Origin of the sequence: Arthrobacter sp. B0490 (assembly GCF_002929355.1) — a bacterium.
In the GTDB taxonomy this organism is placed as follows: Bacteria; Actinomycetota; Actinomycetes; order Actinomycetales; family Micrococcaceae; genus Arthrobacter_D.
This window is the reverse complement of sequence record NZ_PJIR01000003.1, coordinates 167428-180386: the sequence shown is the minus strand read 5'-3', so window position 1 is coordinate 180386 and position 12959 is coordinate 167428. Positions and strand designations below refer to the sequence as shown.

The window sequence follows — 12959 nt, the reverse complement described above, 5'->3', positions numbered from 1 at the left end:
CTCACTTCGGCAGTGCGATCCCCAGGCGGGCGATGCGGCGGTAGATGGTGGCGCGGCTGATGCCCAGTTCCGTCGCCGCCGCGGTGACCGTCGCCCCGGGCCGCGACAGGCTCCGCACGATCTCGTCGCGCTCGACCGACTCGATCCGGCTCAGGTGCATGCCGGGCCGGGCGAGGAGGTAGGCGGGCAGGTGCTGGATGTCGATGGTCTCCGCCCGCACGGCGGCATCGTGGACCACGCCGAAGAGCTCGTCGACGTTGTCGGGCCAGTCGTGCGCGAGGAGCGCCTTCTCCGCGGCGACCGTGAAGTCGATCTCGCGCAGGCGCGTCTGCCGGGCGGCGTACCGGGCGAGGTGGAGGACGTCGTCGCCCCGGTCGCGGAGCGCCGGAACGGGAACCACCGTGTCGATCGAGCCCGCGAGCGGAGACGGGACGGCATCCAGTCCGGTGGCCGTGACGGCCCACGCGAGGGTGGGTGCCGTCCCGTCCGCCGTCGACGGAAGGGCATGCAGCGCCCGCGCGACATGGCCCCGCAGTTCCTGGGCCGCCCAGGCCGGCAGCAGGTCCGCGTTCTCGATGATGACGGCGGTGTCCGGCTTCGCGAGTTCCGGGGTCCACAGGGACAACCAGGCGTCGACGTCCTCCGGCGCAGGCGCCGCGGCGGAGAGGATGCGGCATCCCGGCCGTGCCTGGCGGAACGCCTGGGCGAGGAGGGTCACCCGACCGACGCCGTGCTCGCCGACCGCGGCGACGACGCGTCCCGCGGCCAGGGCGCGGGTCGCGTCGTCGAGCGCGACCGTCCAGGGTGAGGACATCGCCCGCAGCGTCCCGGCCCCCGGTTCGAGCCCGCTGCGCTGCATCCGGAACACCCCGCCCTTCCGGCCCGGCCGCTGCCGGCGCCCCCGCGACCGCGCCAGCATCAGCGCTGCGGTGTTCCCGGCCGCCGAGTGCGCCAGGGCCAGCAGGAGCTCGGGGGAGGACCTGGACCACGTGGTGATGTTGACGCTTCCCTCGAGGTCCCCGCTGACGGGGTCGAAGACCGGGACCGCTGCGCAGGTGTAGGTCCGCAGGCTCGCGCTGAAGTGGTCCTCCGCGCGCACCAGGGCGGGGGACCGGTCCGCGAGCGCCAGCCCCATCCCGTTCGTGCCGGCGTCGCGCTCGGAGTAGGCGAACCCGGGGGCCAGGTGAACCCTGTCCAGCGACCGCAGGAGGGTGGGGTTGCCGCTCAGGCGGTTGAGCAGCAGTCCGTCGGCGTCCGTGAGCATCAGGCTGACGGGCTCGTCGGCCAGGGTGCCGTGCAGGGCGGCCAGCACCTCCTGCCCGCACTGGAAGTACAGCGAGTCCGCCTGCACGGTGCCGGCCCAGGCGGGGTCCACCACATCCGCCGACACCCCGTACTCCTCGCTGCGCTGCCAGGAGGCGACGAGGCGCCTGGCAGCCACGATCAGCCGGCCGGTACCGGGGGTCGCCCCCGCCGGAGAGATCTCACCGTCTCGAGTCGGCACCATCGCCGCCCTCCTCGTTCGCTGGGTCGAGGCCGTGTTCCACCCGCAGGCGTCCGGTCGTCTCAAAATGAGACACACGCCGCGTGGTGGGAGCCATCTTCGCACCTAGTCTCGGTCCTGTCGCGACTACGGCAGTCACGAGGAGGAGATACGAGATGTACAGCAAGGATGGCGAGAACTACTTCATTGTCGACGCGCATATCGCGCTCTGGGACGCCCGTCCCGAGAACCAGCGCAACATCCACGGCAAGCAGTTCATCGACTGCTTCTACGACTACCACCGGAACCTCTCCCCGGAATCGGAGCTCTGGACGTACGAGGAGTACCTCTACCAGGGCGGCGAACGCCTGATGAAGGACCTGTTCACCGACGGGTACGTCGACCACGCGATCTTCCAGCCGGCGTATCTCGGCGAGTTCTACCACCGGGGATTCGGGCAGACCGAGGAGGCCTACGGGCTGGCGGCCGCGAACCCGGACAAGCTGACCTACAACCACTGTTTCGACCCACGGCAGGGCGAGGCGGGCCTGGACCAGCTGCGCGCGGACCATGAGCGGATGGGCTTCAAGGGGGTGAAGCTGTACACCGCCGAATGGCACGGCGACTCCCGCGGGTACAAGCTCTCCGATCCGTGGACGTACCGGTACTTCGAGGAATGCCGCAAGCTGGGCGTCAGGAACATCCACGTCCACAAGGGCCCGACCATCAGGCCCCTCGACCGGGATGCGTTCGACGTGTCCGACGTCGACCACGCGGCCTCCGACTTCACGGACCTCAACTTCGTCGTCGAGCACGTCGGCCTGCCCCGGCTCGAGGACTTCTGCTGGATCGCCACGCAGGAACCCAACGTGCACGGCGGCCTCGCCGTCGCCATGCCGTTCATGCACAGCCGCCCGCGGTACTTCGCCCAGATCATCGGTGAACTCATCTACTGGATCGGGGAGGACCGCATCCAGTTCTCCAGCGACTACGCACTGTGGACGCCGAAGTGGCTCGTGGAGCGGTTCGTCGACTTCCAGATCCCCGAGGACATGACCGAGTACGGGCAGCTCACCGTCCAGCAGAAGAAGAAGATCCTGGGCCTGAACGCCGCGAAGATGTACGACATCCCGGTGCCGGAAGAGCTCCGGCTCCCCGACGCCGAGGAGACCGCCACGGGGCCCCGCCAGCCGGAACGGGCCGACCTGGCGAGCGCCCGATGACCGCAGTGCACGTCGACACCGGGGCCCGCGGGCGGGCCCCGGTGGGCGAGCGGACCGTCACCGACGACGACGTCCGCCGGAGCCTGCACGCGGTGCTCGATCCCGAGCTCGACGAGCCCATCACCGAACTCGGGTTCGTCCGTTCCATCCGCGTGGGAGCCGACGCCACGACGGTCGAGGTCCACCTCCGGCTTCCCACGTCCTTCTGCTCACCCAACTTCGCGTACCTCATGGCGTCGGACAGCAAGGACGCCATCTCGGCGATCCCCGGGGTGCGGCGGGTCGTCGTGGAACTGGACGACCACCACGACTCGGAGCTGATCAACGCTGGCCTCGCCGCGGACGCCGGGTACCGGGGTACCTTCCGCCACGAGGCCGAGGACAGCCTCGACGAGCTGCGCCGGACGTTCCGCCGCAAGGCCCACACGGCCGCCATGGAACGCTGCCTCACGGGCCTGCTGCGCGCGGACCGGGAGCTCCCGGAGGAGGACCTCGGGACCGTGCGTCTCCGGGACCTTCCCGCAGGCCGCGAGAAGGAGGCGCTGCTGCGCCGACGGACCGCACTCGGCCTGCCCGGGGACGGGGACGCGTGCGTGCTGGTCGACGACGAGGGCCGCACCTACGCGCCCGGCGCCGTTCCCCTCGCCCTCCGCCGCGCGCGGTCCACCCGCATCTCCATCGACGGCAACGCGCACTTCTGCCGCGGACTCCTCCGCACCCGCTACGAGGGTTCGGGCGCCGACCAGGCCTTCCGGGCCGAGGGCTCGGAGCCCGCGGACCAGCACGGACTTCTTCCCCTCACAGTCAAGGAGCACCAACCATGAGCACAATGCGCGCCGTCCAGGTGGTCGGCTACCACGAAGCCCTCAAGATGGCCGAGGTGCCGATGCCGACCGCCACCGGCCCGTTCGACGTCGTCGTCCGGATCGGCGGTGCGGGAGTCTGCCGCACCGATCTCCACATCCTCGAGGGTCAGTGGGCCGAGAAGTCCCAGGTCCACCTGCCGTACACCATCGGGCACGAGAACGCCGGGTGGGTGCACTCCGTCGGCAGCGCCGTCACGAACGTCGGCCCGGGGGACAAGGTCATCCTCCACCCGCTCATCACCTGCGGCCTGTGCCGCGCCTGCCGGTCGGGCGACGACGTGCACTGCGAGCAGAGCCAGTTCCCCGGCATCGACACCAACGGGGGCTACGCCGAGTACCTGCTGACCACCGCCCGCTCGGTCGTCCGCATCGACGACTCCCTGGAACCGGCCGACGTCGCCGCGCTCGCCGACGCCGGGCTCACCGCCTACCACGCTGCCGCGAAGGCCGCCAAGCGGCTGACGGCACGGGACACGTGCGTCGTCATCGGCGCCGGCGGCCTCGGGCACATCGGCATCCAGGTCCTGCGGGCGCTCACCCCGGCGCGCATCGTCGTCGTCGACCGCAACGAGGCAGCCCTCGATCTCGCCCGGGACATCGGGGCACACGTGGGTGTCCTGGCGGACGGCAGCCAGGTCGAGCAGGTCCTGGCCCTCACCGACGGGAAGGGCGCCGAGGCGCTCGTGGACTTCGTGGGCGAGGGCGGCGCCACCGCACAGGGCATCGCCATGCTGCGGCAGGCCGGCGACTACTACGTGGTGGGCTACGGCGAGAACATCGACGTGCCCACGATCGACATCGTCTCGGCGGAGATCAACATCATCGGCAACCTCGTCGGCTCCTACAACGACCTGCAGGACCTCATGGCCCTGGCCGCCCGCGGCGCCGTCACGCTGCACACGCAGAAGTACGCGCTCGACGACTTCCAGCAGGCCATCACCGATCTCGACGCCGGCAGGGTGAGGGGCAGGGCCATCCTCGTGCCGTGACCCGCCCTGCCCCGCCGAACGACCCGATCAGCCATCGACGACGACGTCCCAGGAGGTTCCCATGTCCGCGAACAGTCCCATCCGCTCGGTCATCAGTCCAGGCCGGTACGCCCAGGGCCCGGGGGCCATCTCCCGGCTCGGGGAGTACCTCGCACCCATCGGGAGGACGCCGCTCGTCGTCGCCGACGACGCCGTGTGGGGCTTCGTGGGGCACGACGTGACCACGTCCCTGAAAGCGGCGGGGCTCCCCGTCACGCGGGAGGCCTTCCGCGGCGTGCCGTCGGCCCGCGAGATCGACCGCCTCGTCGAGGTGATCAGGGCGACGAAGGCCGACGTCGCCGTCGCGGTGGGCGGCGGGAGCACCATCGACGCCGTCAAGGCCTCGGGGTTCCTGGCCGGTATCCGGTGGGTCACCGTCCCGACCGTCGCGTCGACGGACGCGCCGACGTCGGCCCTGGCCGTCGTCTACACGGAGGACGGCGCGTTCGAGGAATACCGCTTCTTCCCGCGCAATCCCGACCTCGTCCTCGTCGACTCCCAGATCATCGCCAATGCCCCCGCAGCCTTCCTCGCGGCAGGGGTGGGGGACGCCCTGGCGACGTGGCTCGAAGCGCGCGCGACGGCGGCGTCGAGCTCGCTGACGATGGCCGGGGGACTGCCGACCCTCACCGGGACGGCCCTGGCACGGTTGAGCTGGGACATCCTGTGGGACAACGCGCTGCCGGCCCTCGACGCCGTCCGCGACCGGCTCGTGACCCCTGCACTCGAGAAGGTCATCGAGGCCAACACCCTGCTCTCGGGCCTCGGCTTCGAGTCGGGGGGCCTCGCGGCGGCCCACGCCATCCACAACGGGCTCACCGCCGCGCCGCAGACCCACGGGCTGGCGCACGGCCAGAAGGTGAACATCGGCTCGCTGACCCAGCTCGTCCTCGAGGGCGCGCCGACGTCGGACATCCGCGACTTCGTCGAATTCACGACGAGGGTGGGCCTTCCCACGACCCTCACCGAGGTCGGTCTGACCGTGGAGGACACGGAGGAACTCGAGCTGGTCGCCGCCGCCGCGACCGTCCCGGGGGAGACCATCCACGCCATGCCGTTCGACGTGCGGCCCGCCGACGTGGTCTCCGCGCTCACGTCGATCGAGCGCTTCTCGCGCCGGGTCCGGGAGGAGGCCGGCCTCCCCGCTCCCGAGCCGTACGTGGCCGCCCACTGAGTCCGTCCCCCGTGGCACGCCGGGCGTTGCCCCGACGGATCGAGTGGCCCACACTGGTTGCACCTCGGCGGGATGCACGTCCCGGTCCGGGAGCAACGGCCGCGTGAGCGGTGTCCGGCAGAGCGTGGAGGGGTGGACCGTGGACGGGTACCGGGACGGATACGAGGACGACTCCCGGCACTCCGGTACTGCTCCGCGCGGACGGAGGCCGGCCCGACTCCTGGACCCGTCGACGCGACTGCTCGTGGGGGTCGCGGTCGCCGTGTTCGCCGCATCGCTCGGCTTCGTCCTCCTGTACACGACGTCGCTGCCTCCCGCGCTGTGCATCCTGATCGCGTTCGTGCTCGGTGGCGCCCAGCTCTACGCGTTGCGCGGCAACCTGTTCCGCGGCGGCAGGGACGACGGCGCGGACGACCCCGGGGGTGACGGCGGGAGCGACGGTCGCAGCGACGGGCGCGGGCCCGTGATGCCCGGCGGCGATCGCACGTCGTAGGCACCGGGTGCATGGCAAAATGGGCCGGTGACCACCGCGACGCCCGGAAACCCCCTGTCCGACCCGAGCCTCGTCATCCGGCCCGTCCGGCCCGGTGACTTCGAGGACGTCCGCCGCATCACGCGCGGCGCGTACCTCGAGGCCGGCTACTTCACGAACGAGGCGCACCCCTACATGGCGGTGCTGTCCGACATCGAGCACCGTGCCGAGCACGCCGAGGTCTGGGTGGCCGAGCGCGGCGGCGACGTCGTCGGGTCGGTCGCGCTGACCTTCGCCGGCCAGCGGTACACGGACATCGCCATCGAGGGTGAACTCGAGTTCCGCATGCTCGCGGTGGACCCGGCCGTACAGCGCGGCGGGGTCGGCCGGGCGATGGTGGAGCGCATCATCGAGCACGCCCGCACGCTCCCCGGCATCGAGGCCGTGAGCCTCACGAGCGGCTCGGACATGGTGCGTGCCCATCGCCTCTACGAATCGATGGGGTTCGTCCGGGTGCCCGAGCGGGACTGGGAGGTCCCGAACGAGGACATCCTGCTCTGGGTCTTCCGCCTTCCCCTGTGACCCGCGGAACGGGAGGGAGCCGCCGTCGTCGGGCCCGTCCGATGCCGGGCGCCTCCCGTGCCGCCACTAGACTGGGGGCAGACACCCACCTCCGACTTCCAGGGGAGATCCATGGCTGAGATCAACCGGGACGACGTCGCGCACCTCGCGCGGCTCGCCCATATCGACATGACCGACGCAGAGCTCGACCGCATGGCGGGGGAGCTCGCCGTGATCGTCGACTCCATCAAGTCCGTGAGCGAGGTGGCGGGCGACGACGTCCCCGCGACCAGCCACCCTATCCCGCTGAGCAACGTGTTCCGCGACGACGTGGTGGGCGAGACGCTCAGCAACGAGGAAGCGCTCCTCGGCGCGCCCGACAACGCCGACGGCCGCTTCAAGGTCCCGGCCATCCTGGACGGGGAGTAACCCATGACAGACCTGATCCACCTCTCGGCCGACGCCCTCGCGCGGAAGCTCACGTCGAAGGAGGTCTCCGCCGTCGAGGTGACGCAGGCCCACCTCGACCGCATCGACGCCGTGGACGGCGCGATCAACGCGTTCCTGCACGTCAACACGGACGAGGCGCTGCTCGTCGCCGCCGAGGTCGACAAGGCCCGGACCGGCGGCGACGCCCTGCACCCGCTCGCCGGCGTGCCCATCGCCGTGAAGGACCTCATCGTCACGAAGGGCCAGCCCACCACGGCGGGGTCCAGGATCCTCGAGGGGTGGCAGAGCCCCTACGACGCCACGGTGGTCCGCCGGCTCCGCGCAGCGAAGATGCCGATCCTCGGCAAGACCAACCTCGACGAGTTCGCCATGGGCTCCTCGACCGAGCACTCCGCGTTCGGTCCCACCCGCAACCCGTGGGACCTCGACCGCATCCCCGGCGGATCCGGCGGCGGGTCCGCTGCCGCCGTCGCCGCCTTCGAGGCGCCCCTGGCCCTCGGAACCGACACCGGCGGGTCCATCCGCCAGCCCGGCGCCGTCACCGGGACGGTCGGCGTGAAGCCCACCTACGGCGGCGTCTCCCGCTACGGCGCCATCGCGATGGCGTCCTCGCTCGACCAGATCGGCCCCGTCTCCCGCACAGTGCTCGACAGCGCCCTGCTGCACGAGGTCATCGGCGGCCACGACCCCCACGATTCGACATCGCTCACCGACCCCGTCGGCGCACTCGTCGAGGCCGCACGCATGGGGCAGGTCGAGGGCATGCGCATCGGCGTCATCAAGGAACTGCAGGGCGACGGCTACCAGGCCGGCGTCCTCACGCGCTTCCACGAGTCGCTCGAACTCCTGCGGTCGGCGGGTGCGGAGATCGTCGAGGTCTCCTGCCCCAACTTCAGGTACGCGCTCGGCGCCTACTACCTGATCATGCCGTCGGAAGCCTCCAGCAACCTCGCGAAGTACGACGGCGTGCGCTTCGGCCTGCGCGTGGTGCCCGACGGCACGCCGACGATCGAGCGCGTCATGGGCGCCACCCGTGCCGCCGGGTTCGGCGACGAGGTCAAGCGCCGCATCATCCTCGGCACCTACGCGCTGAGCGCCGGCTACTACGACGCCTACTACGGCTCGGCGCAGAAGGTCCGGACCCTAATCCAGCGCGACTTCGCCGCGGCCTTCGAGCAGGCCGACGTCCTCGTCTCGCCGACGGCGCCGACCACGGCGTTCAAGCTCGGCGAAAAGCTCGACGACCCGCTGGCGATGTACCTCAACGACGTCGCCACCATCCCGGCGAACCTGGCCGGCGTCCCCGGCCTGTCGCTGCCGGGCGGCCTCGCGGACGAGGACGGGTTGCCGGTCGGCATCCAGCTCCTCGCGCCCGCCCGCCAGGACGCACGCCTCTACCGCGTGGGCGCCGTCCTCGAATCGCTGCTCGAAGACACGTGGGGCGGGCCGCTGCTGGCCAAGGCCCCCGAGATCACACAGATTGCAGGTGGGAAGTAATGACTGCTGTAACCGATGAGGTCCTGACCTTCGACGAGGCCCTGGCGAAGTACGACCCGGTCCTCGGGTTCGAGGTCCACGTGGAGCTCAACACGAAGACCAAGATGTTCTCCTCCGCCCCCAACGCGTTCGGGGACGTGCCCAACACGAACGTGACACCCGTGGACCTCGGCCTGCCCGGCGTCCTGCCCGTGGTGAACGGCGTGGCCGTGGAGTCCGCGATCAAGATCGGCCTCGCGCTGAACTGCAGGATCGCGGAGAAGTGCTACTTCGCACGGAAGAACTACTTCTACCCGGACACCCCGAAGAACTTCCAGACGTCCCAGTTCGAGGACCCGATCGCGTACGACGGGCACATCGACATCGAGCTCGCCGACGGCACCGTCTTCAGGGTCGAGATCGAGCGCGCCCACATGGAGGAGGACGCCGGGAAGCTCACCCACATGGGCGGCTCCACGGGTCGCATCCAGGGCGCGGAGTTCTCCCTCGTGGACTACAACCGTGCCGGCGTGCCCCTCATCGAGATCGTCACCAAGCCGATCGTCGGAGCCGGGGCGCGTGCGCCCGAGCTCGCGAAGGCCTACGTCGCGGCGATCCGCGAGATCGTGAAGAACCTCGGAGTCTCCGATGCCCGCATGGAGCGCGGCAACGTGCGCTGCGACGCGAACGTCTCCCTCAAGCCCAAGGGGCAGGAGAAGTTCGGCACGCGCACCGAGACCAAGAACGTCAACTCGCTGCGCGCCGTCGAGCACGCGGTCACCTACGAGATCCAGCGCCACGCCGCCGTCCTCGACTCCGGCACGCCGATCCTCCAGGAGACCCGCCACTGGCACGAGGACACGCGCTCGACGACATCCGGACGCCCCAAGTCCGACGCCGACGACTACCGCTACTTCCCCGAGCCGGACCTTGTTCCCGTCGTGACGAACGAGGCGTGGATCGAGAAGCTCCGCGCCGAACTGCCCGAGCCTCCCGCGGAGCGCCGCAAGCGCCTGCAGGCCGACTGGGGCTACTCCGACGCCGAGTTCCGCGACGTCGTCAACGCCGGCGTCATGTCCTCCATCGAGGACACCATCGCCGCAGGTGTCAGCGCCCCCGTCGCCCGCAAGTGGTGGATGGGCGAGATCTCCCGCCGTGCGAAGCTCGCCGACGTCGAGCCCGCCGAGCTCGGCGTCACACCGGAGCTGATCGTCGAGCTCAACGCGCTCATCGAGTCCGGCAAGATCAACGACAAGCTCTCCCGCGACGTGCTCGACGGCGTCCTCGCCGGGGAAGGCACGCCCGCGGAGGTCGTGGAGAAGCGCGGCCTCGCCGTCGTGTCCGATGACGGGCCGCTGCTCGAGGCCATCGACGGCGCCCTCGCGGCCCAGCCCGACGTCGCGGACAAGATCCGCGGTGGCAAGGTCCAGGCCGTCGGTGCGATCGTGGGCGGTGTCATGAAGGCGACCCGCGGGCAGGCCGACGCCGGCCGCGTGCGCGAGCTGATCCTGCAGCGCCTCGGCGTCGAGGGCTAGCTCCTCAGGTCGGCCGCACCTCGGTGCGTCGTCGTCGTCGTCCTTCGTCCGTGCGCACCCGGCGCGGCAGGGCAGACCCGGTGGGGAGATCCGCCGGGTCTGCACCGCCACCCCGTGTCTGCGGTCGGTAGCTGCAGGGAGCAGCTGTCAGGCCCCTGCGGTCGGGCCCCTGCTGTAGGCCAATACCGGGGGGCGGCGATGCTGCCGTGTCGAGCCGTGCACCCGGCGCGGCAGGGCAGACCCGCGGCGGCGTTCCCACGGGTCTGCCCCGTTGCCACGGGTTCAGCGTTCCCACGGGTCTGCCCCGTTGCCACGGGTTCAGCGTTCCCAGGAGGTTTAGATGGCCCGGATGCCCGAGGCGGAGATCGACGTCGCAGCCGACCTCGTCGTCTCCCTGCTCGCCGAGCAGGCGCCGGACCTGGCGCACCTGCCGGTGCGGCCCGTCGGCGGCGGATGGGACAACACGCTCTTCCGGCTGGGGGAGGACCTCGTGGTGCGCCTGCCCCGGCGTGCGGTCGCCGACGCGCTGATGGTCGCGGAGCAGCAATGGCTGCCGCGCCTCACCTCGTCCCTGACCGTCCCGACGTCGGCACCCCTGCGGACGGGACGTCCGGGCGCCGGTTACCCGTGGCACTGGTCCGTCTGCCGGTGGATCGACGGGACGAGCGGCATCGCCGTCCCGCGCGCACAACGCTCCTCCTCCGTCGTCGCGCTCGCGCGGTTCCTCGCCGAGTTCCAGCGCCCTGCACCGCCCGATGCTCCCGCCAGTCCCGTGGGACGCGGCGGGCCCTTGGCTGCGCGCGACGACGTGGTCCGGACACGGTTGGCGACCCTGCCGGAGATTCCCGGGGCTCCGGTCACGTCCCTGCTGCGGGTGTGGGAGTCGGCCGTTGCCGCTCCGGACTGGGCGCAGGCGCCGCTGTGGCTGCACGGCGACCTGCACCCGGGCAACGTCGTCCTCCGGCCCGGAGGCGCGTTGGCCGGCGTCGTCGACTTCGGTGACCTGTGCTCGGGGGACCCGGCGACCGACCTCGCCGCAGCCTGGCTGCACTTCGATGCCGCGGGACGTTCCGCATTCCGCGCCGAGCTGGAACGGCTGCGCCCGAGCGACGCCGAGACGTGGGCCCGGGCGCGTGGCTGGGCCGTGAACATGGGCAGCTCCCTGGCGGCGTCGTCGGACGACTTCCCGGCGTTCCTCGCGCTCGGGGTCGAGATCCTCGCGGCCGTCGTCGAGGACTGACTCCACCATCCTCGTTCCTCCCTCCGGGCCACCCGGTGCGGCTGTCCAGGTGCGGGGCGGCGTTCCCCCGGGGATGGGCCTGTGCCACGGGTCTAGGGGTGGCGTCCGCCCGGTCGCAGCCACCCATCCGTGTACCCGGCACGGCTGTCCAGGTGCGGGGCGGCGTTCCCCCGGGTCTGGGCACCCGGCGCGGCTGTCCAGGTGCGGGGCGGCGTTCCCCCGGGGATGGGCACCCGGCGCGGCGGCAGACCCGAAGCGGCGGCAGACCCGAAGCGGCGGCGTACCCGAGCCCGGCCGCTGATAGTGTTGCCGCGGGCAATATCCCGCCCGGCACTCGTACCGCCCAGGCCCAGCCCATCCCGCTGGAGGATCCGGGCGGCCTGGAAGGAACCGTTCAGTGAAGGCGCTGTACAAATCCGGGGCGCACCCCGGCTTCGAACTCGTGGACCGGCCCGAACCCGACGCAGGGTGGGGCGAGGTCAAGATCCGGGTGATCACCACCGGCATCTGCGGCACGGACCTCCACATCGAGAGCTGGGACCCCTGGGCGCAGGGCATGATCTCCGCACCGCTCATCCCCGGCCACGAGTTCTACGGGGAGGTCGTCTCCCTCGGCGACGGCGTCCGCGATGTCCGCGTAGGCGACCGCGTGTCCGGTGAGGGCCACATCGTGTGCGGCATCTGCCGCAACTGCCGGGCCGGCCGCCGCCAGATGTGCATCCACACCTCGAGCGTCGGGGTGCAGCGCGACGGCGCGTTCGCCGAGTTCGTCGTCGTCCCCGAGACCAACGTGTGGGTGCACGACGCCACCATCACCCCCGAGCTCGGCGCCGTCTTCGACCCCTTCGGCAACGCCGTCCACACCGCGCTCAGCTTCCCGCTCGTCGGCGAGGACGTGCTCATCACGGGGGCCGGACCGATCGGACTCATGGCCGTCGCCGTCGCCCGCCACGCGGGGGCCCGGAAGATCGCGATCACCGACGTCTCCGCCCCCCGCCTCGAGCTCGCCCGCGGCGTCGGTGCCGACATCGCCGTCGACGTCAGCCGCACGCGCGTCGCGGACGCACAGCGCGAACTCGGCATGAAGGAGGGCTTCGACATCGGCATGGAGATGTCCGGCCACGCGACCGCCCTCCCCGAGATGATCGACAACATGAACCACGGCGGCAAGATCGCCATGCTCGGGCTGCCCTCCGGTCCCATCTCCATCGACTGGGCCAAGGTCGTCACGCATATGCTCACCCTCAAGGGCATCTACGGACGCGAGATGTTCGAGACCTGGTACGCGATGAGCGCCATGCTGCAGTCCAACCGGACGCTGCGCGAGGCGGTCGCGTCCGTGGTCACCGACTGCCTCCCGGCGGGCCGGTGGCAGGAGGGCTTTCGGACGGCGCGCGACGGCGCCAGCGGCAAAGTGGTCCTCGACTGGACCACCTTCTAGGAAGCAGGAA

12 protein-coding genes are annotated in these 12959 nt (G+C 71.1%); 11 read left to right on the top strand and 1 reads right to left on the bottom strand.

The window, feature by feature from the left end; translation table 11 throughout:
* Position 1: 1 nt before the first annotated feature.
* A complete protein-coding gene (locus CXQ97_RS06435) occupies positions 2–1507 on the bottom strand; it encodes a GAF domain-containing protein (RefSeq protein ID WP_104180029.1) in 1506 nt (501 codons plus the stop codon).
* A gap of 152 nt (positions 1508–1659) precedes the next feature.
* Here CXQ97_RS06435 and CXQ97_RS06430 point away from each other — a divergent pair, with 152 nt between their 5' ends.
* The 11 genes from CXQ97_RS06430 (at position 1660) to tdh (ending at position 12949) form a co-directional block, all read left to right on the top strand.
* Positions 1660–2706, top strand: a complete 1047-nt coding sequence (locus CXQ97_RS06430) for an amidohydrolase family protein (RefSeq protein ID WP_104180028.1) — start codon at positions 1660–1662, stop codon at positions 2704–2706.
* Positions 2703–3530 carry a metal-sulfur cluster assembly factor gene (locus tag CXQ97_RS06425; protein WP_104180027.1) on the top strand — a complete coding sequence of 276 codons (828 nt, stop codon included), beginning with the start codon at positions 2703–2705 and terminating at the stop codon, positions 3528–3530. The genes CXQ97_RS06430 and CXQ97_RS06425 overlap by 4 nt, the downstream gene beginning before the upstream one ends.
* Positions 3527–4561 (top strand): NAD(P)-dependent alcohol dehydrogenase, encoded by a 1035-nt coding sequence (locus tag CXQ97_RS06420; protein WP_219815382.1) that lies wholly within the window; start codon positions 3527–3529, stop codon positions 4559–4561. The genes CXQ97_RS06425 and CXQ97_RS06420 overlap by 4 nt, the downstream gene beginning before the upstream one ends.
* A 61-nt stretch (positions 4562–4622) precedes the next feature.
* Positions 4623–5774, top strand: a complete 1152-nt coding sequence (locus CXQ97_RS06415; RefSeq protein ID WP_104180025.1) for a glycerol dehydrogenase — start codon at positions 4623–4625, stop codon at positions 5772–5774.
* Positions 5775–5877: 103 nt separating this feature from the next.
* Positions 5878–6267 carry a hypothetical protein gene (locus tag CXQ97_RS06410; RefSeq protein ID WP_104180024.1) on the top strand — a complete coding sequence of 130 codons (390 nt, stop codon included), beginning with the start codon at positions 5878–5880 and terminating at the stop codon, positions 6265–6267.
* A 54-nt stretch (positions 6268–6321) separates the two neighbouring features.
* Complete coding sequence (locus CXQ97_RS06405; protein ID WP_104180313.1) at positions 6322–6828, top strand: GNAT family N-acetyltransferase; 507 nt, start codon at positions 6322–6324, stop codon at positions 6826–6828.
* Between the two features lie 111 nt (positions 6829–6939).
* The gene (gene gatC / locus CXQ97_RS06400; RefSeq protein ID WP_104180023.1) at positions 6940–7236 is read left to right on the top strand and encodes an Asp-tRNA(Asn)/Glu-tRNA(Gln) amidotransferase subunit GatC; all 297 of its coding nucleotides are present in this window, start codon (positions 6940–6942) and stop codon (positions 7234–7236) included.
* Positions 7237–7239: 3 nt separating this feature from the next.
* A complete protein-coding gene (gene gatA, locus CXQ97_RS06395; protein ID WP_104180022.1) occupies positions 7240–8754 on the top strand; it encodes an Asp-tRNA(Asn)/Glu-tRNA(Gln) amidotransferase subunit GatA in 1515 nt (504 codons plus the stop codon).
* Positions 8754–10268: an Asp-tRNA(Asn)/Glu-tRNA(Gln) amidotransferase subunit GatB gene (gene gatB, locus CXQ97_RS06390; RefSeq protein WP_104180021.1), complete on the top strand. Its 1515-nt coding sequence runs from the start codon at positions 8754–8756 to the stop codon at positions 10266–10268. Before gatA ends, gatB begins: the two co-directional genes overlap by 1 nt.
* A gap of 340 nt (positions 10269–10608) precedes the next feature.
* Positions 10609–11508: an aminoglycoside phosphotransferase family protein gene (locus CXQ97_RS06385; protein ID WP_104180020.1), complete on the top strand. Its 900-nt coding sequence runs from the start codon at positions 10609–10611 to the stop codon at positions 11506–11508.
* Between the two features lie 397 nt (positions 11509–11905).
* Positions 11906–12949, top strand: coding sequence for an L-threonine 3-dehydrogenase (gene tdh / locus CXQ97_RS06380; protein WP_104180019.1), 1044 nt, complete (start codon positions 11906–11908; stop codon positions 12947–12949).
* The last annotated feature ends 10 nt before the right edge of the window (positions 12950–12959 follow it).